The organism is Mycobacterium timonense (assembly GCF_025821985.1).
GTDB lineage: Bacteria > Actinomycetota > Actinomycetes > Mycobacteriales > Mycobacteriaceae > Mycobacterium > Mycobacterium avium.
In genome coordinates this window covers 1-26,217 of record NZ_JACKSY010000056.1, presented here as the reverse complement: position 1 = coordinate 26,217, position 26,217 = coordinate 1, and the positions used below count along the sequence as shown (strand labels likewise).

The following is a 26,217-nucleotide window of genomic DNA, read 5'->3' as shown; positions in this document are numbered from 1 at the left end:
ACATAGGCCACGCAGGCACCCTACGGCCCACCGGCTAGTGCACAAATCCGCACCAGGCCACAACCGAAGACACAGGTCACAGCCCTACACAACCGCCGGATCGCCGACAGTGATAAAAGTCAGGAGATCGGTCGATGCGTGGGATGGAACCTCCGCTAACTCCTGTCCCGTGCGTGGCAAACGGTTGATCCAGCATTTGAGCACTTGCCCGTATAGTGGATGAAGCCTGCAACAGCCAAAATGCGCCGGGTTGAATGGAACTGCAACCGATGTCTTCGAGTAGAAAGAACTGTAATGAAGTTTCAGGACACATATTTTTCGCGAGAGGATAGATACTCGATCGGCGTAGAGTCAACCTCAGGCCGGTACTATGCGTCGATCCCCGTTAGTAATGGGATCGTAGATTACGAAGAATATTATGAGCTTACCCCGGATCAATATCACCAATTCTTAAACGACCGTGGGGCTGCCATTGACTTCATCGAAGCCTGTCGGAGGCATGAACACGATGACTTACTCCTGCAACAACCGGGTAGTAACCGTGGGACTCCTGTTTAGAAGCCGATGCATTGAGTGGCGGTCCGCTAGTCCGATTTTCCGAACCTGACGACGCTTAAGCGCCCCGGTCCAACAGATCCGACGACCCGAGCACCCGCTCGATCTGAACCTCGATGACCACCCGTCGCGGGTTGGGCCGCGGCGTGCGGTAGCGCTGGGCGTAACGCAACTCGGCGTCGCGCACCGCGTCGACGTCGCTGTTCACCTTGGACCGGCCCTCCAGCGACAACCACCGCGCCCCGTCGACCTGGCTGAGCACGGCCAGCCCGCCGCGATCGGCGTTGATCGCCTTCTGCGACCCGCCGGTGGTGATCACCCGGGCGATGTGCGTCTTGGGGTCGAAGGTGAAACCCACCGCCACCACGTGCGGCGAATTGTCGGCCCGCAGCGTGGTGAGCATGGCCAGATGGCGCTCCGACAGAAACGCCAACGCGTCGTCGGTGAGCCGGGTAGTGGTATTCGCCATCACCGCCCACGCTAGCGCAGGTAATAATCGCAGCCGTGGACGACACGGGCGCAGCTCCGGTACTAATCCTGGGCGGCCGCAGCGAAATCGGCGTCGAGCTGGCCCGACGGCTGGCGCCGGGAACGACGGTCGTGCTGGCGGCGCGCAACGCCGAACGGCTCGGCGACCAGGTCGACGTGCTCAAAGCCGCCGGCGCCTCGGCCGTGCACACCCGGGAATTCGACGCCGACGACCTGGCCTCGCACGGCCCGCTGGTCGCCTCGGTCGTCGCCGACCACGGGCCCATCGGCACCGCGGTGCTGGCCTACGGAATCCTGGGTGATCAGGCCCGCGCCGAAACCGACGCCGAGCACGCGGTCGCCATCGTGCACACCGACTACGTCGCCCAGGTCAGCATGCTCACGCACCTGGCTACCGCCATGCGCGCAGCCGGCCGGGGCCAACTGGTGGTGTTCTCCTCGATCGCGGGCGCGCGCGTGCGGCGCGCCAACTACGTCTACGGGTCGGCCAAGGCCGGCCTGGACGGCTTCGCCAGCGGCCTGGCCGACGCGCTGCACGGCACCGGCGTGCGGTTGCTGATTGTGCGCCCGGGATTCGTGATCGGCCGCATGACCGAAGGCATGGCGCCGGCGCCACTGTCGAGCACGCCCGCGCAGGTGGCCGCCGCGACCGCGCGTGCACTGGCGAAAGGCCGTCGCACCGTGTGGATTCCGTGGGCGCTGGGGCCCGCGGCCGCCGTGCTGCGCATGCTGCCCCAGTCCATCTGGCGCAGGATGCCGCGATGATCCGCACCGGCGACCACGCGGCCCGATCCGATGCGGAGCGGCACCCATGATCGTCGTGGTCGGCATCGGCGCCGACGGCATGGCGGGACTCGCCGAAGTATCACGCGCCGAACTGCGAAGCGCCGCGGTCATTTACGGCTCCAAACGGCAACTGGATCTGCTCGACGACACGGTACCCGCACCCCGGCGCCAATGGCCGTCACCGATGCTTCCGGCGTTGCAGAGCCTGCTGGACGACCACACCGGCGACGTCCACATCGTGGCCAGCGGCGACCCGCTGCTGCACGGCGTCGGCGGGACGCTGATCCGCCTGTACGGCGCCGGTCGGGTGCGGGTGCTGCCGCACGTGTCCTCGGTGACGCTGGCCTGCGCGCGCATGGGCTGGAACGTGCACGACACCGAGGTGATCAGCCTGGTCACCGGGCAGCCGCACACCGCGGTGCGCCGCGGCGGCCAGGCGATCGTCCTGTCGCAGGGCGCAGCCACCCCCACCGAGCTGGCCGCGCTGCTGACCGCGCACGGCCGCGGTGCTTCGCAGTTCACCGTTCTCGAAAGACTCGGCGCCCCAGACGAACACCGCCGCGACGGCACCGCCCGCGACTGGGCCGACGGTGCCGCAGACATCGACCCGCTCAACGTGATCGCCGTGCGCTACCTGCCCGACGAGCGCGTCTGGCCGCTGCCCGATGACGCCTTCACCCACGACGGGCAGATCACCAAGCAGGGAATCCGCGCGGTGACGCTGGCCGCGCTGGCGCCGCGGCCGGGGGAGCGGTTGTGGGACGTCGGCGCCGGCTCGGGCAGCATCAGCGTGGAGTGGTGCCTGGGCGGGAATGGTTGCCGCGCAACAGCATTCGAACGCGACGCACAGCGCCGGCACAACCTGGCGGCCAATGCCGCGGCATTCGGCGCAGCCATCGACGTGCGCGGCGACGCCCCGGACGCTTTCGACGACGCCGAGCCGCCGTCGGCCATCTTCATCGGCGGCGGACTGACCCGGCCCGGCCTGCTCGACGCCTGCTTCGACCACCTGCCCAGCGGCGGACGGCTCGTCGCCAACGTGGTCACCACCGAGTCGGAAGCCGTTGTCATCCAAGCCTATACGCGGTTCGGTGGGCAGCTGCGACGCTTCCAGCACTATCACGGCAAGGCGTTGGGCGCCTTCACCGGCTGGCACCCGCAGTTCCCGGTCACCCAGTGGGCGGTGACCCGGTGACCGTCTACTTCATCGGTGCGGGCCCGGGCGCCGCGGACCTGATCACCGTCCGCGGCCAACGGCTGCTGCAAAGCTGCCCGGTGTGTCTGTACGCGGGTTCGATCATGCCCGACGACCTGCTGGCACTGTGCCCACCGGACGCGAGAATCGTCGACACCGGCCCGCTGACGCTGGATCAGATCATCACCGAGCTCCGCCGGGCGCACGCCGCCGGCCACGACGTGGCGCGGCTGCATTCCGGCGACCCCTCGCTGTACAGCGCGCTGGCCGAGCAGTGCCGCCGGCTCGACGCGCTGGGCATCGGCTACGAAATCGTGCCCGGCGTACCGGCTTTCGCCGCGGCCGCGGCCGTGCTCAAGCGCGAGCTCACCGTTCCCGGTGTTGCGCAGACGGTGACGCTGAGCCGGGTGGCCACCTTGTCCACGGCGATGCCGCCCGGCGAAGACCTGGCCACCCTGGCCCGAACCGGCGGCACCCTGGTGCTCCATCTGGCCGCCGCGCAGATCGACAGCATCGTCGGGCAACTTCTCGACAACGGCCGTCAATCCCAGACACCCTGCGCGGTAGTCGCTTTCGCGAGCTGGCCGCAGCAAACGGTGCTGCGCGGCACTCTCGACGACATCGCCGCGCAGATGCACGACGCCCGCATCACCAAGACCGCCGTCATCATCGTCGGCGACGCGCTGACCGCCGGCGGATTCACCGACAGCTACCTGTATTCGACCGGCCGCGCCCGCGGAAGCAGGCACTGATGCGACTGTTGCTGCTCGGCGGCACCGGCGAGGCGCGCGCCCTGGCCAAGGCCCTGCACCCGCGGATCGACATCATCAGCTCGCTGGCCGGCCGGGTGCCCGATCCGGCGCTGCCGGTCGGGCCGGTGCGGATCGGCGGCTTCGGCGGCGTCGACGGGCTGCGGCGGTGGCTGCGCGACGAACACATCGGCGCCGTGGTGGACGCCACCCACCCCTTCGCCTCCACCATGACGGCACACGCCGCCCAAGCCTGCGCCGAGCTGGGGCTGCCACACCTGGTGCTGGCCCGCCCGGCCTGGGACCCGGGAGCGGCCACCGTCGTCGACTCGGATACCCACGCCGCGGAAGCCGTTGCCGAGCAAGGCTATTCGCGAGTGTTTCTCACCACCGGCCGCTCGGGGGCGCGGGCGTTCAAGGACAGCGACGCGTGGTTTCTGATCCGGGCGGTCACCGAACCGGATGCGACCACACTGCCGCGTCGTCACCGGGTGGTGCTCTCCCGCGGCCCGTATCGCTACGACGACGAGCTCGCAATGCTGGGCGAGCACCGGATCGACGCCTTGGTCACCAAGAACAGCGGCGGTCAGATGACCCGCGCGAAGCTGGATGCCGCTGCAGCGCTGGACATTCCGGTCGTGATGGTGGCAAGGCCGGCGCTGCCGGCCGGCGTGTCGGCGGTCGGCAGTGTGGCCGAGGCCGCCGAATGGGTTGCGGCGCTGGCGATCAAGGACTAGCCGGTCAGATCGCTGCGCTCGCCGTCGGCCAGCAGCGCGTCGCGGGCCCGAGCCACCCGCGATCGGATGGTGCCCACCGGGCAGCCGCACACCGCGGCGGCGTCGGCGTAGGGCAGCCCGAGCAACTGGGTGAGCAACAGCGCTTCGCGCTGTTCGGGATTGAGGCCGGCGATCATCGTCGTCACCTCGACCAGATCCTCGAATCCGCGGGCGTGGCGGTCGGTGCGCAGCACGTGTTCGGGATCGGCGCCCACCGCGGCGCGCGGCCGCGACTGCAGGTGACGGATGTGGTCGGCCACGACGCGGCGCGCGATGGACAGCAGCCACGTCCGGGCACTCGAGCGTCCGGAGAACCGCTCGATGGCGCCGATCGCGCGCAGGAACGTCTCCTGGGTCAGATCGTCGGCGCTGCCCGCATCGCACAGATACGCGACGAACCGCCACACGTCTTGCTGGGTGGCCTTGATGAACGCCTCGAGCGCCCGGGCGTTCCCGCGCGCGGCGGACAACGCGAGCTCGGTTACCGCCTCGTCGTCGCTCGGCGCGATCATGCCCAACCACCTTAATTGCGCGGGTTTTCCGATCCTACGACGGGTCGTCGTAGACGATGCGGTGGGGTCGGGGGCCGCGCGATTGATGGGCCGCAGGTGTCCGCGCCGCCGGCCCGCGGGAGCGTCAGCGGCCCAGGCGGCAAAGCCGGCGTCCGCGGTCGCGTCGGAGGAGCCGGGGCGGCGCGATCCCACCCGTTCCCGCGCCACCAGCAACGCGAACGCCAGGCCGAGCAGCAGCGGCATGTGGCTGGCGATGCGGGTGGCGGTCACCTCCCCGTCGAAGGCGTCGACGATGACATAGCCTAGCAGCGCAACCGAATACACGCCGGTGATCGCCGCCACCCCTGACGCCGAGGCGGGCCAGACGCCGGCGGCGATCATCGCCAGCCCGAGCGCCAGCAACCACGCCGTGGACTCGTGCATCAGGTGCTCGCCGGACATCGCGCCGTGCATGTGGCCGGCGACCATGCCGAAATCGATCCCGCTGATCTGGGCGGCGGCGATCGCCACCTGGAACAGGCCGACTCCGATCAGCCCCCAGCGGCGATAGTGCGACCGCAACCAGCGCATCCAGGCCGGGCGCCCGGTCGGCTGCTCGCCGATGCTGGCCATGATCTTGTCCACCAGGTCGGGTCCCTCACCCGGCGTCACCGAGGCCAGCCGACGGGTCTGCACCGCCGCCCCGATCAGCCAGGAGCGGCAGCCCCGGCACGCCTCGAGGTGGGCATCGACCTGCTGCGCGAGCACCTGAGGACGCTCACCGTCCAGCCGAGCCGACAGCGCCTCCCGGGCAACGTCACACCGCATCCCTGCATCGTTGCGCATGGCGGGTCTGCGCGCAAAGACTCCCGCGAGTTGGGGCGCCGCGCGAATTCGCGTGGAACCAAACGGTCCCGGCGACCGACCTGTGGGGGAAAGCTCGCCAGCCCATCCACGAGATTCACCGAAGAGGTATTCGTGTTGTTGCCCGAAGGCCCCCGACGATGACCGCCCCCATCTGGATCGCGTTTCCCCCCGAAGTGCACTCGACGCTGCTCAGCAGCGGTCCCGGACCGGCACCGCTGCTGGCCGCGGCCACCGCCTGGTCGTCGATGAGCACCGAGTACGCCGCCGCGGCAGCCGAACTCGACGGATTGCTGGCCGCCGCGCACGCCGGCGCCTGGGAAGGACCCAGCGCCGAGCAGTACGTGGCCGCCCACGCCCCATACCAGGCCTGGTTGCTGGAGAGCGCGGCCAAGAGCTCGACCGCGGCGAGCCTGCACGAGACGGCGGCCGGCGCCTACACCGCCGCGCTGGCGGCCATGCCGACGCTGGGTGAGCTCGCGACCAATCACGCGGTGCACGGGGCGCTGGTCGCCACCAACTTCTTCGGCATCAACACCATCCCGATCGCGGTCAACGAGGCCGACTACGCGCGGATGTGGGTGCAGGCCGCCACCACGATGTCGACCTACCAGGCCGTCAGTCAGTCCGCGCTTGCCGCGGTTCCGCCTACCACGCCCGCGCCGACGATCGTCGCCCCGGGCGCCGAGGCGGGCGCCGCCACCGCCGCGGCGGTCCAGAGCGCCGCAGCGGCCCCGGCCGCCGATTCCGGCTCCAATCTCAACCACGCCGACACGTCGAGCACCCAGCAGCAGGCCAGCACGGCGGCGCAGTCCTATCCGTCCTGGCAGGATCAGCTCACCGCGTGGCTGAAGCAATACACGCAGAATTTCGCCTGGCCGGTGTCCAAGGACCTCAATCCCGGCGGCTGGCCGTTCCCGCCGGTGCCGTTCGTCAACGGCCTGGCCTCGTTCTTCGGCCAGCTCGGGTTCTCGCCGGCCCTGTCGACCGCCTTGGGCTGGGCCATCTTTCACACGTTGATGATCTTCTGGCCGTTCATGCAGGCGGCGATCCAGATGGCCGTGGTGCTCGCGCCGGTGGTGGTGGCGGCGATCGGCGCGGCCGCGGCGGGTGGGGCGGCGGCCGCGGTGACCGCGATCAGCGTCGCGGCCCCGCTGTCGATGGCCGCGCCGGTCCCGGTCGCCGCCGCGCCGGCGCCGGTCGCCACCGTTCCCGCGCCCACCATCGCCGGCGCGCCGGCCGGCGTGAGCCACGTGCCGACAACGGCGTCCGCCCCGGCCCCGACGATGGCCGGATCCGCCGGCGGCGGACCGGTCGGCGGGGGACCCGGTGTCGGCTTCGGCCCCACCGCCACCGACGGAATCGGCGCCGGCATGTCCGACGCCCTGTACGCGGTCGGACTGTCGGGTCTGTCGGCGCGCGGCAGCGCGAGCAGCCGGGCACGCCGCAAGTCGGAGGAACCGGCGCCCGACGACCTCGACGCCCCCGCGGCGGCCGCGGCCGCCGCCGCGGGCAGCAAGAAGGCGCGGGCCCGTCGGCGCCGCCGCGGCACCGCCACCGACCGCGCCTACCGCTACGAATACATGGACCTCGATACCGACAGCGGCCCCGAGGACGGCGGCCCCGACGACGGCCCGGTGGCCTCCGAGGCGAGCGCCGGCCAACTCGGATTCGCCGGTGCCGCAACCAAATCCGACGCGGCGAGGCCCGCCGGATTGGCGACGCTGACCCGGGACGGGTTGAGCGAGGGCCCCGGCGTGCCGATGATGCCCAGCACCTGGGACCGCGACTGAGCGTTACATCTCATAGCGCCGGGGCGTGAACACCCGGTCCCCGGAATCGTCGGAGTACCACTGGGTTTGCGAGGACCCGACGATCAACAGGCAGCGCATGTCGATCTCGGCGGGATCCAGATCGGCCAGCCGCACCACCCGGACGTCCTCGTCGGGGCCGGACACGTCGCGGCCGATCACCACCGGCGTGCCGGGTTCGCGACGGGCCAGCAGGATGTCGCGCATCGCGCCGACCTGCCAGGTCCGCGCCTTGGACGCCGGGTTGTAGATCGCCAGCACCAGGTCGGCGGCCGCCGCGGCCTCCAGCCGCGCCGCGATCACCTCCCACGGCTTGAGCCGGTCGGACAGCGAGATCACCGCGTAGTCGTGCCCCAACGGCGCGCCGACCCGGCTGGCGACCGCCTGGGCGGCCGTCATCGCCGGGATCACCCGCACCTGCACGCCCGGCCACTGCTTGGCCTCCTCCAGCACCGCGGTCGCCATCGCGAACACGCCGGGATCGCCCGACGACACCACCGCCACCGCCCGGCCCTGCTCGGCCAGCGCGCAGGCCAGCCGCGCCCGTTCGGGTTCGTCGCGGTTGTCGCTGGGGTGGCGCCGTTGACCGTCGCGAACCGGCACCCGGTCCAGGTAACGGCCGTAGCCGACCAGATCGGTCGCCGCGGCCAACTCGCGGCGGCTCTGCGGCGTCATCCACTGCGCATCGCCCGGGCCCAGGCCCACCACCGCGACGGTGCCCGCGCCCGGCGCGCGCCGCGCGCGCTGCCCGCCCGGCAGGATGGCCAGCGAGAAGTACGGAACACCGGCCGCGTCCACGTCCGCCGCGGGCACGATGCGTTGCGCCGACGTGCTGGCCCGCTCCACATAGACGGCGTCGTCGAGCTGACCGGACTGTGAAAGAGCTTCCCGCACAGCGTGATACGAGCGTCCCAACTTGAGGACGACGGCGGCGTCGGCGTCGTCGAGGCGCCGGGTCAGCTCGGCGACCGGCAACGTGCCCGGCAGCACCGACAGCACCTCGTCGCCGGCCACCAACGGGGTGGCGATGGCCGCCGACGCGGCGCTCACCGAGGTCACGCCCGGCACGATGACGGCGTCGAACCGCTGCGTCAGCCGGGTGTGCAGGTGCATGTAGGAGCTGTAGAACAGCGGGTCGCCCTCGGCCAGCAGCGCCACGTCGCGACCCGCGTCGAGGTGCGCCGCGATGCGCGCGGTGGCCTCGACGTAGAAGTCCTCGATCGCGCCGGCATAGCCGCCGGGATGGTCGGTCACCTCGGTGGTGACCGGATACACCAGGTGCTCCTCGATCTGGCCGGGCCGCAGGTACGGTTCGGCGATGCCGCGGGCGATGCTGCGGCCGTGCCGGGCGCTGTGGTAGGCGACCACGTCGGCCTCGCCGATCACCCGGGCGGCCTTGACGGTGACCAACTCCGGGTCACCGGGCCCCAGCCCGACGCCCCACAACGTCCCTCGCGGGTTGGCCGGTGCCGTCATTCGCGGTCGCTCGCGATCGCGTTGACGGCCGCGGCGGCCATCGCGCTACCCCCGCGGCGGCCCCGCACCACCAGGTACGACATGCCGCGCGGGTTGTCGACGAGCTCCTGCTTGGACTGCGCCGACCCGACGAATCCGACCGGCCCGCCCAGCACCCCGGCCGGCGGGCCCACCCCGTCGTCGACCAGCTCGAGCAGCCGGAACAGCGCGGTCGGCGCGTTGCCGATGGCCAGCACGGCGCCCGGCAGCCGGTCGGCCCACAGCTCGACCCCGGCCGCCGAGCGGGTGGTCTGCCGGCGGGCGGCCAGTTCGGCCGCCCGGGGATCGGCGACCAGGGACACCACCTCGTTGTCGGCCGGCAACCGCGCCGCGGTGATCCCGGCGGCCACCATCGACGAATCGCACAGCACCGGGGCGCCGGCGCGCAGGGCGGTGCCCACCCGCTCGACGACATCGTCGGTGAACGCGACGTGCTCGGCCACGTCGACCTGCCCGCAAGTGTGGATCAGCCGCACCACCACGCGGGCCACATCGGCGGGGAAGCGGGCCAAGTCGGCTTCGGCGCGGATGGTCGCGAACGACAGGCGATAGATCTCCGCCGCATCGCGGATGTAGTCGAGCACCCGATTACCGTAGCTGCCGGTATCCCTCGCCGGTCGCCAGCAGCACCTCGCCGGCGAGCGGGCTGCCGCAGGCGCGTTCGCACCCGACGAAATGACGGTGCCCCGGCGCAGTCCCCTCCCGCACCGCCAGCGCGGCGTCGGCCCGCACGTCGGCGGCCGAGCGCGCGCACCCCGGGCTGCCGGTGCAGGCGCTGACGCTCAGCCAGGGCGAGTTCTCGTCGAACACCAGACCCAACGGCGCCAGCACCCGCAGCGCGGCGTCGGCCACCTCTTCGCGAAGGTCACCCACCAGCACCGAGCGCCACGGCGTGATCACCAGCGGCGCCTGCAGGGCGGCCAGATACTCCGCGACGCGGGCCGACAGCAGCCCCAGCGGCACCGCGGCGCCCAGCGTCACCCGGCCGTCGTCCTGTGTTATCCAGCCCACCGGGGGTTTGGTGACGGCGGGATAGGCGATCGGCCCGCACTCGGCGCCGGGCAGCAGCTGGTTTGGGTCGTCCAATTCCTGGACGCGCCAAGCACTTCCGCGGACCTGCACGAACCGCGTCGCGACGCCGACCAGCGTCGCGACCACCTGGTCGGGCGGCAGCCGGACACCGGTGTCACGCCCGGCGAGCAACACCGCGCAGCCATCGGGCAGTACATGCACGCCGACGTCGGCGCGCAGACCCGACACGTCGGCGCGCCCGTCATCGAGGCTGAACCAGAACCGGCCGCCCAGCTCGGACAGTCGGGGTTGCGCGCGGATCGCGGCGTCCAACTCGCCGACCCACCGCCTCACGTCGAGGTTGCCGCCGGACCGCCCCGACAGCGGTGAGGCCACGATGTTGCGCACCCGCTCGTGCGTCGCCGACGGCAACAGACCCGCGGCCGCCAGCGCCCCGGCCGCCGCCGTCACGTCGGTGAGGCCGCGCAGCTGCACGTTGCCCCGCGCGGTGAGCTCCAGCGTCGGCGAACCCGACCGATCGGCGATGTCGCACAACACCGTCAGCTGGGCCGGTGTGAGCATGCCGCCGGGCAACCGCACCCGGGCCAGGGCACCGTCGGCGGCCTGGTGCACCTGCAGCGCACCCGGGCATGCGTCGGCGTCGCGCGTCCTGGCCACCCGTCCACGGTACGGCCCGGCGCCGGGGGATTGCCTTCAGCCAGACCTAAACCCTTACCCAAGGCATCGACCGCCCCTACCGTCGGCACGGTGAGCATTGCCACCGCGCTCGACGCTGCGCCGAAACGCCTTGGCGGCGCCGCAGCCGGCGCGCCGGGCGGGCTGTGGGCGCGCCGCAAATGGGAAGTGGTGCGCCTGGGTTCCCCGCTGGCGCTGCTGGCGCTGTGGCAGCTGGGCAGCGCGATCGGCGTGATCGCGCAGGATGTGCTGCCCGCCCCCTCGTTGATACTGCAGGCCGGCGTGGAGTTGACCCGCAACGGCCAGCTCGCCGACGCGCTGCACATCTCCACCGTCCGCGTCGTCGAGGGGTTGGCGCTGGGCGGGGTGATCGGCATCGTGGCGGGCGCCGCCGTCGGCCTGTCCCGCTGGGTCGAGGCCACCGTGGACCCACCCCTGCAGATGATCAGGGCGCTGCCGCACCTGGGGCTGATCCCGCTGTTCATCCTGTGGTTCGGCATCGGCGAGCTGCCCAAGGTCTTGCTGGTGGCGCTGGGTGTGGTCTTCCCGCTGTACCTCAACACCTTCTCCGCGATCCGCCAGGTCGACCCCAAGATGCTGGAAACCGCTCAGGTGCTGGGTTTTTCGTTCTTTCAGCGGTTCCGGCGGATCCTGGTGCCTGGAACGGCGCCGCAGGTGCTGGTCGGTTTGCGCCAGTCGCTGGCGATCGCCTGGCTGACGTTGATCGTCGCCGAACAGATCAACGCCGACAAGGGCATCGGCTTCCTGATCAACAACGCGCGCGATTTCCTGCGCATCGACATCATCATCTTCGGGCTGACCATCTACGCGTTGCTGGGCATCATCACCGACGCGGTCGTCCGCCTCATCGAGCGCCGCGCCGTGCGCTACCGGCACTGACACCGAAAGGCTCAGGCTTGACACTGACCGCAGAATCCGGCCCGCTCGCCGGGTCGCGCACCGATGTTGCCGGCGAACTGCGCCACGTCGACAAGTGGTACGGCAACCGCCATGTGCTCCAAGACGTTTCGCTGCAGATACCGAGCGGTCAGATCGTCGCGCTGATCGGGCGCAGCGGCTCGGGCAAATCGACGGTGTTGCGGGTGCTGGCCGGTCTGTCACACGACCACACCGGCCGGCGGCTGGTGGCCGGCGCCCCCGCGCTGGCCTTCCAGGAGCCGCGGCTGTTCCCGTGGCGGGATGTGCGGACCAATGTCGGCTACGGGCTCACCCGCACCCGGCTGCCGCGCGCGCAGGTGCGTCGGCGCGCTGAGCGGGCGCTGGCCGACGTCGGGCTGGCCGACCACGCCCGGGCCTGGCCGCTGACCCTGTCCGGCGGTCAGGCGCAACGGGTTTCGCTGGCGCGGGCGCTGGTCGCCGAGCCGCGGCTGCTGCTGCTCGACGAACCCTTCGGCGCCCTGGACGCATTGACCCGGCTGAGCATGCACACTTTGCTGCTGGACCTGTGGCGACGGCACGGCTTCGGGGTGCTGCTGGTCACGCACGACGTCGACGAGGCGGTCGCGCTGGCCGATCGGGTGCTGGTGCTCGAGGACGGCCGAGTGGTCCACGAGCTGGCCATCGACCCGCCCCGGCGCACACCCGGGGAGCCCGGGGCCCACACCGAGCGGTATCGCGCCGAGCTGCTGGATCGTCTCGGCGTGCGGCAGTGATCCGCGGCGTCGTCGCGCTGACCGCGACCGTCGGGCTGTTGCTGACCGGATGCGTTTCCCGGACAACGACTTCGGGACCCACACCACCACCGGCCGCGGTGCCGTTGTCCGAGCTGTCCGGCCTCACCCTGCAGGTCGGCGACCAGAAGGGCGGCACCGAGGCGCTGCTGCGCGCCGCCGGGCAGCTGGACAACCTTCCCTACCGGGTCGCCTTCTCGACGTTCACCTCGGGGCCACCGCAGGTCGAGGCGGCCACCGCGGGCAAGATCGACTTCGCGATCACCGGCAACACCCCGCCGATCTTCGGCGCGGCCAGCAACGCCCGGATCAAGGCGGTCTCCGCCTACGGCGGCGGCGGGGCGGGCAATCGCATTCTGGTGCACGCGGATTCGCCGATCACCTCGGTCTCCGACCTGCGCGGGAAGGCGATCGCCGTCGCCAAGGGCAGCTCGTCGCACGCCAACCTGCTGGCCCAATTGGACCGGGCGGCAATCAAACCCGCCGACGTCAAGTTCGTCTACCTGCAGCCCGCCGACGCGCTGTCCGCGTTCAGCCAGCACCAGGCCGACGCCTGGGCCATCTGGGATCCCTACACGGCCCAGGCCGAACAGCAGATCCCGGTGCGCAGCATCGCCGAGGCGCAGGGCGTCACCAACGGCGACTGGATCGGCGTCGCATCCGACCAGGCGCTGGCCGATCCGAAACGCAACACCGCCCTGGGTGACCTGCTGGTGCGGTTCGAAACGGCGGTGCGCTGGGCGCGGGCGCATCCCCAGCAGTGGGCCCAAAGCTACGCTGCCGCAGTCGGATTGGACCCTCAAGTGGCGGCGGTGTCGCAGGCCCGGAGCCTGCGGTTGCCCACCGAACTCGGCGATGACGTGGTGGCCTCGGAGCAGAAGCTGGCCGACCTGTTCGCCGCGGCCGGCCAACTGCAATCCGCGCCGAGGTTCGCCAACTGGGTGGACCGCCGGTTCAACGCGGCATTGCGGCCGGGCCTGGTCAGCTGAACCCCATGCTCGGCACGGATTGGGGGCAGCCCGCGGCGGGCACCCTGTTGCGGTGAGGACGCTGCGCTACGCCCCGGGCCGCTGGGCCGACGTCTTCGGCGAACCGGCATCACCGACGGTCTTGCTGTGGCACGGCGCGCAAACCGACGCCCGCGCCGCCGTCGGCCCGCTGGCCGGCCTGCTCGCCGCCCACGGTCTGATGGTGGTGGCGCCGGACTGGAACTCCCACGCCGCCGACGGCGGACGCGCCGACCTGTTGCGATCGCTGGACTTCACCCGCGGGCTCGCCGGTGACTCCGGGGCGGTGGCGCTGGTCGGGTGGTCGCTGGGTGGGGCCGCCGCGGCGGGCGTCACCCTGCAGGCGGATCGATTCGGCGTGGCGCCCCTGCACACCTTCTGCCTGGCCGGCGCGTTCATGGTTCCCGACCCGCTCACCGGTCGGGCGGCCACCGACACGGTGCCGCCCGACCGCAGCGGCACCGCGTTCACGCTGCTGCACGGCGTCGCCGACGATGTGGTGCCGGTGAGTGCCAGCCGGGACTTCGCCGCACACCTGCAGCGGATCGGCTGGCCGGTGCAGCTCGTCGAGGTGGCTGCCGATCACGGGTCGATCGCCGGCGCCGACTACGACCCGGTCGCCGACCGCTACCAACCCGGCGCGCGGGATGAGACGCTGCGGGTCGCCGGGGAGGTCGCCGCCCGGATCGCGGCGACGCTACGGTACTTGGGTGGCTGAGCCGACCATCCTGCTGCTGTCGACATCCGACACGGACCTGATCAGCGCCCGTTCCAGCGGGAAAAACTATCGGTGGGCCAACCCGTCGCGGCTGTCCGACGACGAACTGCCCGATCTCTTGGCCGATGCCGCCATCGTGGTGGTGCGCATCCTCGGCGGTTACCGCGCCTGGCAACACGGCATCGACACGGTGCTCGCCAGCGGCGTGCCCACCGTGCTGGTCAGCGGTGAGCAGGCCGCCGACGCCGAGTTGACCGGCCTGTCCACGCCGGCCGCCGGCATCGCGGTGCAGGCGCACATCTATTTGGCGCACGGCGGCGTCGAGAATCTGCGCCAGCTGCACGCCTTTCTGTCCGACACCGTGCTGATGACCGGATTCGGTTTCGCCCCACCGGTCATGACGCCGACCTGGGGCGAACCGGCGCGGCCCAACGCGATCGACACCGACGGCCCGACCATCGCCGTGCTGTACTACCGCGCCCAACACCTGGCCGGCAACACCGGCTACGTCGAGGCGCTGTGTGCGGCCATCGAGGACGCCGGCGCGCGGCCGATGCCGATCTACTGCGCGTCGCTGCGCACCGCCGAACCCGAACTGTTGCAACGGCTGCGCGAGGCCGACGCCATGGTGGTGACCGTGCTGGCCGCCGGGGGACTGAAACCGGCGGAGGCGGCGGCCGGTGGTTCCGACGCCAGCTGGAACGTCGAACACCTTGCCGCCCTTGACATCCCGATTCTGCAAGGGCTGTGCCTGACCACACCGCGGGCCCAGTGGTTGCAGAACGACGACGGCCTGAGCCCGCTCGACGTGGCCAGTCAGGTCGCGGTACCCGAATTCGACGGCCGCATCATCACGGTCCCGTTCTCCTTCAAGGAGATTGACGACGACGGCCTGATCTCCTACGTCGCCGACCCCGAGCGCTGCGCCCGGGTGGCGGGGCTGGCGGTGCGGCATGCCCGGCTGCGCCACGTCGGCCCGGCCGACAAACGGGTGGCCCTGGTGTTCTCGGCCTATCCCACCAAGCACGCCCGCATCGGCAACGCGGTGGGGCTGGACACCCCGGCCAGCGCGGTCGCCCTGCTGCGGGCCATGCGCGCGCACGGCTACCGCATCGGCGACCTGCCCGGCGTCGAGGCGAACGACGGCGACGCCCTGATCCACGCCTTGATCGAGCGGGGCGGGCAAGACCCCGACTGGCTCACCGAGGGGCAACTGGCCGGCAACCCGATCCGGGTGTCCGCCGCCGACTACCGCGCCTGGTTCGCGACCCTGCCCGCCGAGTTCACCGACGCCGTCGAGCAGCACTGGGGCCCACCACCCGGGCAGCTTTTCGTGGACCGTAGCAACGATCCCGACGGCGAAATCGTCATTGCCGCAATACAATCGGGCAACCTGGTGCTGATGGTGCAGCCGCCCCGCGGCTTCGGGGACAACCCGGTCGCGATCTACCACGACCCCGACCTGCCGCCCAGCCACCACTACCTGGCCGCCTACCACTGGCTGGACGCCGGATTCGGCGCGCACGCGGTGGTGCACCTGGGCAAGCACGGCAACCTGGAGTGGCTGCCCGGCAAGACGCTGGGCCTGTCGGCGGGCTGCGCGCCCGACGCCGCGCTGGGCGACCTGCCGCTGATCTACCCGTTCCTGGTCAACGACCCCGGCGAGGGCACCCAGGCCAAACGGCGCGCGCACGCGGTGCTCGTCGACCATCTCATCCCGCCGATGGCGCGCGCCGAAACCTACGGCGACATCGCCCGTTTGGAACAGCTGCTCGACGAGCACGCCAACGTCGCCGCGCTGGACCCCGGCAAGCTGCCCGCCATCCGCCAGCAGATCTGGACGCTGATCCGGGCCGCCAAGATGGACCACGACCTCGGGCTCACCGAACGCCCCGAGGAGGACTCCTTCGACGACATGCTGCTGCACGTCGACGGCTGGCTGTGCGAGATCAAGGACGTCCAGATCCGCGACGGCCTGCACGTCCTGGGCCAAAAGCCAACGGGGGATGCCGAACTGGACCTGGTGCTGGCGATCCTGCGTGCCCGTCAACTGTTCGGCGGCGAGCAGGTCATCCCCGGCCTGCGCCAGGCGCTGGGTCTGGCCGAGGACGGCACCGACGAACGCTCGGCGGTCGACGGGGCCGAGGCCGCGGCCCGGGAACTGGTGGCGGCGCTGCAGGCCACCGGCTGGGATCCCGACGCCGCCGGGCGGCTCACCAACAACGCCGAGGCCGCGGCGGTGCTGCGGTTCGCGGCCGCCGAAGTGGTGCCCCGGCTGGCCGGCAGCAGCGCCGAAATCGACCAGGTGCTGCGCGCCCTGGACGGCCGTTTCATCCCGGCCGGCCCGTCGGGCTCGCCGCTGCGCGGGCTGGTGAACGTCTTGCCCACCGGGCGCAACTTCTACTCCGTCGACCCCAAAGCGGTCCCGTCCCGGCTGGCCTGGGAAGCCGGTGTGGCGCTGGCGGATTCGCTGCTCACCCGCTACCGCGACGATCACGGCCGGTGGCCGCAATCCGTCGGCCTGTCGGTGTGGGGCACCTCCGCGATGCGCACCGCCGGCGACGACATCGCCGAAGTCCTTGCGCTGCTTGGTGTTCGGCCGGTGTGGGACGACGCGTCACGCCGGGTCGTCGACCTCGCCCCGATCCCGCTGACCGAGCTGGGCCGCCCGCGCATCGATGTGACCGTGCGGATCTCGGGTTTCTTCCGGGACGCCTTCCCGCATGTGGTCACCATGCTCGACGACGCGGTGCGACTGGTCGCCGGCCTGGACGAGCCCGCCGCCGACAACTACGTCCGCGCCCACGCCCAAGCCGACCTGGCCCAGCACGGCGACCAACGACGCTCCACCACAAGGATTTTCGGCTCCAAGCCGGGCACCTACGGTGCCGGGTTGCTGCAGCTGATCGACAGCCGCAACTGGCGCGACGACGCCGACCTGGCCGCGGTGTACACCGCCTGGGGCGGTTTCGCTTACGGCCGCGACCTGGACGGCCGCGAGGCGGTCGACGACATGAACCGCCAGTACCGGCGCATCGCGGTCGCGGCCAAGAACACCGACACCCGCGAACACGACATCGCCGACTCGGACGACTACTTCCAGTACCACGGCGGCATGGTCGCCACGGTGCGGGCGCTGACCGGCCAGGCGCCGGCCGCCTACATCGGCGACAACACCGGACCCGACGCGATCCGCACCCGCACCCTGTCGGAGGAGACCACGCGGGTGTTCCGGGCCCGGGTGGTCAACCCGCGCTGGATGGCGGCGATGCGCCGGCACGGCTACAAGGGCGCGTTCGAGATGGCGGCGACCGTCGACTACCTGTTCGGGTACGACGCCACCGCGGGCGTGATGGCCGACTGGATGTACGAGCAGCTTACCGAGCGCTACGTGCTGGATCCGGAGAACCGGAAATTCATGGCCGAGTCGAATCCCTGGGCGCTGCACGGCATGGCCGAACGGCTGCTGGAGGCGGCCGGCCGGGGTATGTGGGCGCAGCCGCAACCGGAAACCCTGGACGGCCTGCGCCAGGCGCTGCTGGAAACGGAGGGCGACCTGGAGGGCTGAGCGGCTGCTCGCCGAGCATGCGGCTGGTCTCACACTCGGCGCGCGCCGGTGATCGGCTCCAGCGGTACGTTGATCGAGTGACCCCCACCTTCGCCGACCTCGCCAAGGCGCAATACATCCTGTTGACCACGTTCACCAAGGACGGCAAGCCCAAGCCGACCCCGATCTGGGCGGCCGCGGACAAAGACCGACTGCTGGTCATCACCCAGGAAAAATCGTGGAAGGTCAAGCGGATTCGCCACACCCCGCGAGTCACGCTGGCCACCTGCACCATGAACGGCCGGCCCACCAGTGAGGCCGTCGAGGGCACCGCCGCCATCCTCGACAAGTCGCAGACCGCAGCGGTCTACGACGCGATCGGCAAGCGCTACGGCGTGGTCGGCAAGGTGTTCAACTTCTTCAGCAAGCTGCGCGGCGGCATGGCCAACAACGTCGGCCTCGAATTGAAAGTGGCGTAGCGGCCAGCCGAACCGGGGCGGGACTACGGCGTGGCGGCCAGATGCTCGCCGAAGAAGGAGAAAACGCGGCGCCAGGCGTCCTCGGTGGCCTCCTCGTTGTAGCCGAAACCGGCGATCCGCAGCAGCGGCTGGGCCGGCAGCTCGTTGGCGAAGCTGTGCCCGGCCTCCGGATAGACCTTGATATCGGCGGTGATGTTCTTGTCCGCGGTCACTTTTCGCAGCTTTTCCGGCGCGCCCTTGCCGGTGAGATCGCGGCCGCCGAAACTCGCTACCACCGGGCATGCGCCCTCGAGCACCTCGTCCAGGTTGCCGGGCAGGGGAGTGCCGTAGAACGGCGCCGACGCGCCAAAACCCTTGGGCGACATGACAAGAGCGAAGCGCCCGCCCATGCAGAACCCCGCGATCCCGACGCGGCCCGTGCATTCCGGCATGGCCTGCAGGTGGTCGCGGGCGGCCAGGATGTCGTCGAGCGCGCGACCCCGCTGGGCCGCCAGCTCCTTCATGACCCGCGTGATGCAGCGGACCAGGCCGCCGCGCGCGTACATGTTCGGGGTGAGTGCCAGGTAGCCCGCCCGGGCGATGCGGTCGTTGATCGACTGCTTGTCCCGGCCGTAGCCGAACGCGTCGTGGATCACCACTACACCCGGCCAAGGGCCCTGTCCCGCCGGAGTGCTCAGCAGCGCATCGATCGGTCCGTCGGGGGTATCGATCTGAATCGTGGTCATAGCGTCATCTAACTGCAATCGCGTCGGATCGCACCACGGGAACTCCGACCGGTGCGCGGCCGTTGGCCTGACATGGTGGCCCGGCTGTTGCTCCTCTACGCCGTCGTCGAACTCGCGGTGACCTTCGCGTTGGTGTCGACGATCGGCTGGGGCTGGACCCTGCTGGTGCTGCTGGCGACCTTCCTGCTCGGCTGGGGCGTGGTGGCGCCGATGGCCGGATCCCAGCTGCTGCGCCGGATCGGGCAGTTGCGCTCGGGGTTGACCGAGCCCCGGGCCGCGGCCGGAGACGGCGCGCTGCTCAGCCTGGCCACGGCGTTGGTTCTCATCCCCGGACTGCTGAGCACCGCGCTGGGCCTGATGCTGTTCATCCCGCCGGTACGCGGCGCCGCCGCGCCGCGGTTGACCGCGCTGACGCTGCGCACCCTGCAGCGGCACGCCCCGCCCTACCCGACCGCATTCCGCGCCGCCACCGATCCGCGCGGCCCGTACGAGCAGCGCGACTACATCGACGGCGAGGTCATCGACGTCCACGACGTGCCGGCACCGGCGCGCAACCAACCGTTCGACGGCCGCCGAGCCACCGGATGAGCCGTTGCCGCGCCCGGCGCGGCGGCACGTAGTTTTGGCGTGTGGACGTGGCCGACCGACCGACACCGGTGACCCTGCTGGTCAACGGCCGGGTGCACACCCCGGCGGCGCCGGACGCGACCGCGATGGCCGTCCGCGGCGGTGTCATCACCTGGCTGGGCGGCGACGACGTCGGCCGCAGCCTGTTCCCCGATGCCGACGTCGAGGACCTCGACGGCGGTTTCGTCACGCCCGGCTTCGTGGACAGTCACATCCATCTGACCGCCACCGGCCTGACCCTGTGCGGGCTGGACCTGCGCCCGGCCCGCTCCCGCGCCCACTGCCTGCAACTGATCGCCGACCACGCCGCCGCCCACCCCGGCCGGCCGGTCTGGGGACACGGCTGGGACGAAACGTCGTGGCCGGAGCGCACCCCGCCCAGCACCGCCGAGCTGGACGCCGTGCTCGGCGACCGGCCGGCCTACCTGACCCGGGTGGACGTGCACTCCGCGCTGGCCTCCACCGGGCTGCGGCGGCGCGTCGCCCAACTCCCGTCGGCCACCGGTTTCAGCCCGGACCGGCCGCTGGTCGGCGACGCCCACCATCTGGTCCGGGCGGCCGCGCGGAACCTGCTGACCGCCGAGCAACTCGCCGAAGCCCGCGCCGCGGCGCTGCATGCCGCCGCGGCGGCCGGCATCGTGGCGGTGCACGAATGCGCCGGACCCGAGATCGGCGGCATGGACGACTGGCTGCAATTGCGGGCCCTCGACCACGGTGTGGAGGTCATCGGCTACTGGGGTGAGCCGGTGAGCACCGCCACCGACGCGCGGGCGCTGATCGAGGCCACCGGCGCCCGGGGGCTGGCCGGCGACCTGTTCATCGACGGGGCGCTCGGGTCCCGCACCGCCTGGCTGCGCGAGCCGTACGCCGACGCGCCCGACCGCACCGGGACCTGCTACCTGGACCCCGACGCCGTCGAGGCGCATCTGCTTGCCTGCACCGAGGCGGAGATCACCGCCGGGTTCCACGTCATCGGCGACGCGGCCGTCGCCGCGGCGGTGGACGCCTTCGAGAAGGTCGCCGCCCGGCTCGGCCCGGTCGCCGTCGCCCGCTGCGGGCATCGCCTCGAACACGTCGAGATGATCGACGCCGAGCAGGCCGCCAAGCTGGGCCGATGGGGCGTCATCGCCAGCGTGCAACCCAATTTCGACGCGCTCTGGGGCGGCGCCGACGGCATGTACGCGCAGCGGCTCGGGGCCGAGCGAGGCAGTCAGCTCAATCCGTTTGCGCTGTTAGCATCCCAAGGCGTGCCCCTCGCGCTAGGTTCCGACGCCCCCGTCACCGGGCTTGACCCCTGGACGAGCGTGCGCGCCGCGGCCCACCATCGCACCCCGGGCAGCGCGATCTCGGTGCGCGCCGCGTTTGCTGCGGCCACCCGCGGCGGCTGGCGGGCGGCCGGCGTCCGCGACGGCATGACCGGCACCCTGGTGCCCGGCGCGCCCGCCTCCTACGCCGTCTGGGACGCCGGCGACCTGGAGGTGAGCGCCCCGCGCGACACGGTCGCGCGCTGGTCGACCGATCCGCGGTCCCGGGTGCCCGCGCTGCCGCGATTGGGCCCGACCGACGCCCTGCCGCGGTGCCGGCGAACGGTGCATCGGGGCGCTGTCATCCATGGCTGACGAGCGGGCCGCAGCCCGGCTGGGCAGCGCCGCGCGCCGGGCGGCGACCGGGCTGGGCGCCGCGGTGATCGCCCGGCTGCCGGCCGCGCAGGCGGCGATGCGGCCCCGACTGCTCCGGTTGATCTGCGCCGTCATGGGCGGCGGGTTGCTGTGCGCCAGCTTCCCGGCGGTGAACTGGTGGTGGGCCGCCGTCCCCGCCGCCGCGCTGCTGGCGTGGGTGCTCACCCATCCGGCGACGACGCCGGCGGTCGGGCTGGGGTACGCCTTCGTCTTCGGGCTGGCCTTCTATCTACCGCTGCTGCCGTGGGTCGGGCTGCTGGTCGGGGCCGTCCCGTGGCTGGTGCTGGCCGCGGTGTCGGCGCTGTTTCCCGCCGTCTTCGGGCTGTTCGCCGTGCTGGTGCGCCGGCTGCCCGGCTGGCCGGTCTGGTTCGCGTTGCTGTGGGCGGCCCAGGAGTGGCTGAAGTCGATCTTCCCGTTCGGCGGCTTCCCGTGGGGCTCGGTGGCATTCGGCCAGACGCACGGACCGTTCCTGCCGCTGGCCCAGCTGGGCGGCGTCGCGTTGCTCTCGTTCGCCATCATGCTGGTGGGCTTCAGCGCGACGGCCCTCGCGCTGGAGATCGTCAAGTGGTGGCGCTCCGGTTACCCCGCGGCCCAGTCATCGGCCGGGCCGGCCGCGCCGCCGGCGGTGGTGCTGCCCGGCGTCTGCATCTGCCTGGTGCTGTTCGCGGCGGTCATCGTCTGGCCGCAGGTGCGGCACTCCGGTACCGGCTCGGGCGGCGAGCCCTCGGTGACCGTCGCGGCGGTCCAGGGCAACGTGCCGCGGCTGGGTTTCGGGTTCAACGAGCAGCGCCGGGCGGTGCTGGACAATCACGTCCGGGAGACGCTGCGGCTGGCCGAGGACGTGCGGGCCGGGGCCGCCCCGCAACCCCAGTTCGTGATCTGGCCGGAAGACTCCTCGGACATCGACCCGCTGGTCAACGGCGACGCCGCGCTGGAGATCTCGCAGGCCGCGTCGGCCATCGGCGCGCCGATCCTGATCGGCAGCGTGCTCGAAGTCCCCGGACGCCCGGCGCAGGATCCCCGCTACACCAACACCATGATCGTGTGGAACCCGGCGACCGGCCCGGCCGACCGCCACGACAAGGAGATCGTGCAGCCGTTCGGCGAGTACCTGCCGATGCCGTGGCTGTTCAAGCATCTGTCCGGATACGCCGACCGCGCCGGCGCCATGGTGCCCCGCGCGGGCAGCGACGTGGTGCACATGGCCGGGGTTCCGGTCGGGGTCGCCACCTGCTGGGAAGTGATCTTCGACCGCGTCCCGCGGCGCGCCGTCACCCACGGCGCCCAGCTGCTGGTCGTGCCGGCCAACAACGCCACCTTCAACCAGCGGATGAGCGAGCAGCAGCTGGCGTTCGCCAAGGTCAGGGCCGTCGAGCACGACCGCTACGTGGTGGTTGCCGGCACCACCGGCATCAGCGCGGTGATCGCCCCCGACGGCGCCGAACTGGCGCGCACCGACTTCTTCCAGCCCGCCTACCTGGACATGCAGGTGCGCCTCAAAACCCGATTGACGCCGGCCACCCGCTGGGCGCCGCTGCTGCAATGGGTGCTGGTCGCGGTAGCCGGGGCGGTGATCCTGGTCGCGATACGGCAGAATGGATGGTTCCCGCGTTCGATCCGGCAGAGGCCGGGACGCTCGGGTGCGCCGAAGCATCCCGATGCCTCCCCGGCCGAAACCGAGGGCGACACACACCCGGCGCACGATGCCGCGCCCGACGAGGACGGCGACCACGCTCCGCCAGAGGACGGCGGCGACGACACTGGACCGCCCGAGGGCGGCCGACCCCATATCGGGCGACACAGAGGAGCTACATGACCACCGGCCAACCGGCGCCCCCGGACCCGGGCACCCGACCCAGCCAGCGCGTCCTGGTGATCATCCCCACCTACAACGAGCTGGAGAACCTGCCGGTCATCCACCGGCGGCTCAAGGACGCCTGCCCGCACGTGCACCTGCTCGTCGTCGACGACAGCAGCCCCGACGGCACCGGCCGGCTGGCCGAGGAGCTGGCGGCGGGCGACGCCGGTCGCACCCACGTGATGCACCGCACCGCCAAGGACGGACTGGGTGCGGCGTACCTGGCCGGCTTCGCCTGGGGGTTGAGCCGCGACTACTCCGTGCTGGTCGAAATGGACGCCGACGGCAGCCACGCGCCCGAGCAGCTGCACCGCCTGCTGGACGCGGTCGACGGCGGCGCCGATCTGGCCATCGGCTCCCGCTACGTCGACGGCGGCACGGTGCGCAACTGGCCGTGGCGGCGCTGGGCGTTGTCCTGGACCGCCAACACCTACGCGCGGCTGGCGCTGGGCATCGGGGTGCACGACATCACCGCCGGCTACCGGGCCTACCGCCGCGAAGTGCTGGAAGCGATCGACCTCGACGGCGTGGACTCCAAGGGCTACTGCTTCCAGATCGACCTGACCTGGCGCACCATCTGCAACGGGTTCACCATCGCCGAGGTGCCCATCACGTTCACCGAGCGCGAGCTCGGCGTGTCCAAGATGAGCGGATCCAACATCCGCGAGGCCCTGGTCAAGGTCACCCGCTGGGGCATTCAGGGCCGCCGGTCGGGTGCGCGGCGGGCGCGCCCGACCCGGGCCGACAACCGCAGCTGAGCGGGGGTCAGCCGCGGCGGCGGCTCTTGATGATCTCGAGGCGCTCCTTGAGCAACTCTTCGAGCTCCTCGATCGAGCGGCGCTCCAGCAGCATGTCCCAGTGCGTCCGCGGCGGCTTCACCTTCTTCGGCTCGGGCAGGTCGCCCTCGATCAGGGTGCCTTCCATGCCGTTGCGGCACAGCCAGGTGCCGGGGATCTCGGCGTCGTCGGCGAACGGGACCTCGAACTCTTCGCCGTTCTCGGTGCGGTACCGCGCGATCTGACGCGGGGCCAGGTCGTGGTTGCGGTCGGTCTCGTAGCTCACGGCTCCGAGCCGGCTGCCCCTCAGGACGCGATCAGCCATGTGTGCTACTCCTTTAAATCTTCTGGAGCTCTGCGGCTCCCGTAGGGCGATTCTTCCTCGCTAAGCAACGCTGTGGCGATCTGCGCAGTTCCCGGCGGCAGACCGGAATACGCGACGCGACCATCCATGATACCGGGATCGCCGAGAATCCCCGACTAAAGTCGGCAGGCGTGAGCCGCCGTACCCATCCGCAGCCCTGCCGCTGGTGCGGTCGCGACGTCACCGACGCGGGCATGGGCCGTCGCCGCCAATACTGCCGCCAGTCCTGCCGGCAGCGGGCCTACGAGCAGCGCAGCTCGCTGAACCGGCACGGCGCCGCGGCGGTGCCCGAGGATGCCGTGGTGCTGTCCGCCGACGACGCGGCCGACCTGTCCGATCGTGTCTACCAGGTGCGCTGCGCGGCCGAGGACGTGGCGACCGCGGTCGACGAGGGCGCCGGGCCCGCCGAGCTGCGCCAGTTGTGCGACGCGCTGATCCAGGCCGCCCGAGCCGCCGACGGCTGGCGCCGCGCCGGTGTGTGACGGCCTCGTGCCTGCCGCGCGGCCCGCGCCGGCTCGGCGGCCGAACCGGCCGCGACCCGCGCCTGACCATGCACGACGGGCGGCCGGGTACAGTCGCGCCATGGACCAGGGGCCACGTTCACGGCGGACCGCTGTCCAGCGAGCGCACCGGGCGCCCGGCGTCGCATCCCGCCCGCGCGGGGCGCTTCGCCCGTCCCAGCCGGTCCTCCTGTAGCAGCCGGGAGCAGCGGACGTTTTGAAATCCAGTCGGAGTTGGCCATACTCACCAGCAACATTCTTGCGTTCCAGAGCGGCACGATGCTGGTCGAACGGAACACGGCGTCGCCCCGTGCAGCAAATTCCGTGACTCGGCGAGAACCGCATCCGGCGGCACTAGACGGCCAGACATTAGGTGAGGGTTAGGCGAGGTTTTGTGATGGTGGACCAACTCCAGCATGCGACCGAGGCGCTGCGCAAAGCGCTGGTCCAGGTCGAACGCCTGAAGCGCACCAACCGCGCGCTCCTGGAGCGGTCGAGCGAGCCGATCGCGATCGTCGGGATGTCGTGCCGCTTCCCGGGCGGCGTGGACAGCCCCGAGGCGCTGTGGCAAATGGTGGCCGAGGGCCGCGACGTGATCTCGGAGTTTCCCACGGATCGCGGCTGGGACCTGGCGGCGTTGTATGACCCCGACCCCGACGCCCGCCACAAGTGCTACGTCAACACCGGCGGCTTCGTCGACAACGTCGCCGACTTCGACCCGGCGTTCTTCGGCATCGCGCCCAGCGAAGCGCTGGCGATGGATCCCCAGCACCGGATGTTGCTGGAGCTGTCCTGGGAAGCGTTGGAGCGGGCCGGAATTGACCCCAGCGGCTTGCGCGGCAGCGCCACCGGCGTGTTCGCCGGCTTGATCGTCCAGGGTTACGGCATGTTGGCCGAGGAGATCGTCCAGCGTGGCGTCGGGTCGGGTGTCGTATGTGTTGGGGCTGGAGGGCCCTGCGGTGTCGGTGGACACCGCCTGCTCGTCGTCGTTGGTGGCGTTGCACATGGCGGTGCAGTCGCTGCGATCGGGCGAGTGCGATCTGGCGCTGGCCGGCGGCGCGACGGTGAACGCCACCCCGACGGTCTTCGTCGAGTTCAGCCGGCACCGGGGCCTGGCGCCCGACGGCCGCTGCAAGGCGTACGCGGGCGCGGCCGACGGCGTGGGCTGGTCCGAGGGCGGGGCGATGCTGGTGGTCGAGCGGCTTTCGGATGCGCGGCGGTTGGGGCATCCGGTGTTGGCGGTGGTGCGGGGTTCGGCGGTGAATCAGGATGGTGCTTCCAATGGGCTGACGGCGCCGAATGGGCCGT

Annotated in this window: 22 protein-coding genes and 3 pseudogenes; 17 read left to right on the top strand and 8 right to left on the bottom strand. The window is 71.4% G+C overall.

What is annotated here, in order from left to right; genetic code table 11:
* Positions 1 to 294 precede the first annotated feature (294 nt).
* A complete protein-coding gene (locus tag H7I87_RS15190) occupies positions 295 to 558 on the top strand; it encodes a hypothetical protein (RefSeq protein ID WP_080708761.1) in 264 nt (87 codons plus the stop codon).
* A gap of 55 nt (positions 559 to 613) precedes the next feature.
* Here the strand turns inward: H7I87_RS15190 and H7I87_RS15185 are convergent, their stop codons facing one another.
* Entirely contained in the window at positions 614 to 1,024 is a 411-nt protein-coding gene (locus tag H7I87_RS15185) for a F420-dependent biliverdin reductase (RefSeq protein ID WP_003872145.1), read from the bottom strand.
* A gap of 35 nt (positions 1,025 to 1,059) precedes the next feature.
* Between H7I87_RS15185 and dprE2 the strand changes: the two genes are divergently transcribed.
* From dprE2 to H7I87_RS15165, 4 genes are read left to right on the top strand one after another with little or no spacing between them, the layout of a single operon-like run.
* On the top strand, positions 1,060 to 1,809 hold the full coding sequence (dprE2, locus tag H7I87_RS15180) for a decaprenylphospho-beta-D-erythro-pentofuranosid-2-ulose 2-reductase (RefSeq protein WP_033719487.1): 750 nt from the start codon (positions 1,060 to 1,062) through the stop codon (positions 1,807 to 1,809).
* A gap of 46 nt (positions 1,810 to 1,855) precedes the next feature.
* The gene (locus tag H7I87_RS15175) at positions 1,856 to 3,025 is read left to right on the top strand and encodes a bifunctional cobalt-precorrin-7 (C(5))-methyltransferase/cobalt-precorrin-6B (C(15))-methyltransferase (RefSeq protein ID WP_023869103.1); all 1,170 of its coding nucleotides are present in this window, start codon (positions 1,856 to 1,858) and stop codon (positions 3,023 to 3,025) included.
* Positions 3,022 to 3,777 (top strand): precorrin-4 C(11)-methyltransferase, encoded by a 756-nt coding sequence (gene cobM, locus H7I87_RS15170; protein ID WP_023869104.1) that lies wholly within the window; start codon positions 3,022 to 3,024, stop codon positions 3,775 to 3,777. Before H7I87_RS15175 ends, cobM begins: the two co-directional genes overlap by 4 nt.
* Positions 3,774 to 4,511 (top strand): cobalt-precorrin-6A reductase, encoded by a 738-nt coding sequence (locus H7I87_RS15165; protein ID WP_162936229.1) that lies wholly within the window; start codon positions 3,774 to 3,776, stop codon positions 4,509 to 4,511. Before cobM ends, H7I87_RS15165 begins: the two co-directional genes overlap by 4 nt.
* Here H7I87_RS15165 and sigC read toward each other — a convergent pair.
* Complete coding sequence (sigC, locus tag H7I87_RS15160) at positions 4,508 to 5,062, bottom strand: RNA polymerase sigma factor SigC (RefSeq protein WP_031348810.1); 555 nt, start codon at positions 5,060 to 5,062, stop codon at positions 4,508 to 4,510. The genes H7I87_RS15165 and sigC overlap by 4 nt on opposite strands.
* A gap of 114 nt (positions 5,063 to 5,176) precedes the next feature.
* Positions 5,177 to 5,869: pseudogene (locus H7I87_RS15155) on the bottom strand (DUF2275 domain-containing protein); the annotation flags it as partial.
* Between the two features lie 176 nt (positions 5,870 to 6,045).
* Between H7I87_RS15155 and H7I87_RS15150 the strand changes: the two are divergent.
* Positions 6,046 to 7,698, top strand: coding sequence for a PPE family protein (locus H7I87_RS15150; protein ID WP_033719485.1), 1,653 nt, complete (start codon positions 6,046 to 6,048; stop codon positions 7,696 to 7,698).
* Between the two features lie 3 nt (positions 7,699 to 7,701).
* Here H7I87_RS15150 and H7I87_RS15145 read toward each other — a convergent pair whose 3' ends face one another.
* The 3 genes from H7I87_RS15145 to cobG are packed head-to-tail and all read right to left on the bottom strand — an operon-like array spanning position 7,702 to position 10,920.
* Complete coding sequence (locus tag H7I87_RS15145) at positions 7,702 to 9,192, bottom strand: precorrin-2 C(20)-methyltransferase (RefSeq protein WP_033726888.1); 1,491 nt, start codon at positions 9,190 to 9,192, stop codon at positions 7,702 to 7,704.
* Positions 9,189 to 9,815 carry a precorrin-8X methylmutase gene (locus H7I87_RS15140; RefSeq protein WP_033712178.1) on the bottom strand — a complete coding sequence of 209 codons (627 nt, stop codon included), beginning with the start codon at positions 9,813 to 9,815 and terminating at the stop codon, positions 9,189 to 9,191. The genes H7I87_RS15145 and H7I87_RS15140 overlap by 4 nt, the downstream gene beginning before the upstream one ends.
* Before the next feature lie 4 nt (positions 9,816 to 9,819).
* Positions 9,820 to 10,920 (bottom strand): precorrin-3B synthase, encoded by a 1,101-nt coding sequence (gene cobG, locus H7I87_RS15135; RefSeq protein ID WP_033726889.1) that lies wholly within the window; start codon positions 10,918 to 10,920, stop codon positions 9,820 to 9,822.
* A 90-nt stretch (positions 10,921 to 11,010) separates the two neighbouring features.
* Between cobG and H7I87_RS15130 the strand changes: the two genes are divergently transcribed.
* The 6 genes from H7I87_RS15130 to H7I87_RS15105 all read left to right on the top strand — a co-directional run bounded on the left by H7I87_RS15130 (position 11,011) and on the right by H7I87_RS15105 (position 18,380).
* The gene (locus H7I87_RS15130; protein ID WP_033726891.1) at positions 11,011 to 11,838 is read left to right on the top strand and encodes an ABC transporter permease; all 828 of its coding nucleotides are present in this window, start codon (positions 11,011 to 11,013) and stop codon (positions 11,836 to 11,838) included.
* Positions 11,839 to 11,855: 17 nt separating this feature from the next.
* Complete coding sequence (locus tag H7I87_RS15125) at positions 11,856 to 12,611, top strand: ABC transporter ATP-binding protein (RefSeq protein WP_003872133.1); 756 nt, start codon at positions 11,856 to 11,858, stop codon at positions 12,609 to 12,611.
* A complete protein-coding gene (locus tag H7I87_RS15120) occupies positions 12,608 to 13,618 on the top strand; it encodes an ABC transporter substrate-binding protein (RefSeq protein WP_009976677.1) in 1,011 nt (336 codons plus the stop codon). The genes H7I87_RS15125 and H7I87_RS15120 overlap by 4 nt, the downstream gene beginning before the upstream one ends.
* A 52-nt stretch (positions 13,619 to 13,670) precedes the next feature.
* Positions 13,671 to 14,354 carry an alpha/beta hydrolase family protein gene (locus H7I87_RS15115; protein ID WP_011724788.1) on the top strand — a complete coding sequence of 228 codons (684 nt, stop codon included), beginning with the start codon at positions 13,671 to 13,673 and terminating at the stop codon, positions 14,352 to 14,354.
* Positions 14,347 to 17,922 (top strand): cobaltochelatase subunit CobN, encoded by a 3,576-nt coding sequence (gene cobN / locus H7I87_RS15110; RefSeq protein ID WP_033719478.1) that lies wholly within the window; start codon positions 14,347 to 14,349, stop codon positions 17,920 to 17,922. The genes H7I87_RS15115 and cobN overlap by 8 nt, the downstream gene beginning before the upstream one ends.
* Before the next feature lie 77 nt (positions 17,923 to 17,999).
* Positions 18,000 to 18,380 carry a PPOX class F420-dependent oxidoreductase gene (locus H7I87_RS15105; RefSeq protein WP_003878054.1) on the top strand — a complete coding sequence of 127 codons (381 nt, stop codon included), beginning with the start codon at positions 18,000 to 18,002 and terminating at the stop codon, positions 18,378 to 18,380.
* A 23-nt stretch (positions 18,381 to 18,403) separates the two neighbouring features.
* Here the strand turns inward: H7I87_RS15105 and H7I87_RS15100 are convergent, their stop codons facing one another.
* Entirely contained in the window at positions 18,404 to 19,105 is a 702-nt protein-coding gene (locus H7I87_RS15100; protein WP_019733657.1) for a dienelactone hydrolase family protein, read from the bottom strand.
* A 72-nt stretch (positions 19,106 to 19,177) separates the two neighbouring features.
* Between H7I87_RS15100 and H7I87_RS15095 the strand changes: the two genes are divergently transcribed.
* The 3 genes and pseudogenes from H7I87_RS15095 (at position 19,178) to lnt (ending at position 24,027) form a co-directional block, all read left to right on the top strand.
* Positions 19,178 to 19,693 (top strand): FxsA family protein, encoded by a 516-nt coding sequence (locus H7I87_RS15095; RefSeq protein WP_019733656.1) that lies wholly within the window; start codon positions 19,178 to 19,180, stop codon positions 19,691 to 19,693.
* A 125-nt stretch (positions 19,694 to 19,818) separates the two neighbouring features.
* Positions 19,819 to 21,351 (top strand): amidohydrolase, encoded by a 1,533-nt coding sequence (locus tag H7I87_RS15090; protein WP_224125807.1) that lies wholly within the window; start codon positions 19,819 to 19,821, stop codon positions 21,349 to 21,351.
* Positions 21,344 to 24,027 (top strand): annotated as a pseudogene (lnt, locus tag H7I87_RS15085) (apolipoprotein N-acyltransferase). The gene H7I87_RS15090 and the pseudogene lnt overlap by 8 nt, the downstream one beginning before the upstream one ends.
* A gap of 7 nt (positions 24,028 to 24,034) precedes the next feature.
* Here the strand turns inward: lnt and rbpA are convergent.
* On the bottom strand, positions 24,035 to 24,370 hold the full coding sequence (rbpA, locus tag H7I87_RS15080; RefSeq protein WP_003872122.1) for an RNA polymerase-binding protein RbpA: 336 nt from the start codon (positions 24,368 to 24,370) through the stop codon (positions 24,035 to 24,037).
* Positions 24,371 to 24,540: 170 nt separating this feature from the next.
* Between rbpA and H7I87_RS15075 the strand changes: the two genes are divergently transcribed.
* On the top strand, positions 24,541 to 24,891 hold the full coding sequence (locus H7I87_RS15075; protein ID WP_003878051.1) for a hypothetical protein: 351 nt from the start codon (positions 24,541 to 24,543) through the stop codon (positions 24,889 to 24,891).
* A gap of 415 nt (positions 24,892 to 25,306) precedes the next feature.
* Positions 25,307 to 26,217 (top strand): annotated as a pseudogene (locus H7I87_RS15070) (beta-ketoacyl synthase N-terminal-like domain-containing protein); the annotation flags it as partial.

Excerpts from the sequence above, each read along its gene's own strand:
- H7I87_RS15190 (WP_080708761.1), top strand. The coding sequence starts at position 295 with ATGAAGTTTCAGGACACATATTTTTCGCGAGAGGATAGATACTCGATC.
- H7I87_RS15185 (WP_003872145.1), bottom strand. The coding sequence starts at position 1,024 with ATGGCGAATACCACTACCCGGCTCACCGACGACGCGTTGGCGTTTCTG.
- H7I87_RS15175 (WP_023869103.1), top strand. The coding sequence starts at position 1,856 with ATGATCGTCGTGGTCGGCATCGGCGCCGACGGCATGGCGGGACTCGCC.
- sigC (WP_031348810.1), bottom strand. The coding sequence starts at position 5,062 with ATGATCGCGCCGAGCGACGACGAGGCGGTAACCGAGCTCGCGTTGTCC.
- H7I87_RS15150 (WP_033719485.1), top strand. The coding sequence starts at position 6,046 with ATGACCGCCCCCATCTGGATCGCGTTTCCCCCCGAAGTGCACTCGACG.
- H7I87_RS15145 (WP_033726888.1), bottom strand. The coding sequence starts at position 9,192 with ATGACGGCACCGGCCAACCCGCGAGGGACGTTGTGGGGCGTCGGGCTG.
- H7I87_RS15100 (WP_019733657.1), bottom strand. The coding sequence starts at position 19,105 with ATGACCACGATTCAGATCGATACCCCCGACGGACCGATCGATGCGCTG.
- H7I87_RS15095 (WP_019733656.1), top strand. The coding sequence starts at position 19,178 with ATGGTGGCCCGGCTGTTGCTCCTCTACGCCGTCGTCGAACTCGCGGTG.
- H7I87_RS15090 (WP_224125807.1), top strand. The coding sequence starts at position 19,819 with ATGGCCGTCCGCGGCGGTGTCATCACCTGGCTGGGCGGCGACGACGTC.
- rbpA (WP_003872122.1), bottom strand. The coding sequence starts at position 24,370 with ATGGCTGATCGCGTCCTGAGGGGCAGCCGGCTCGGAGCCGTGAGCTAC.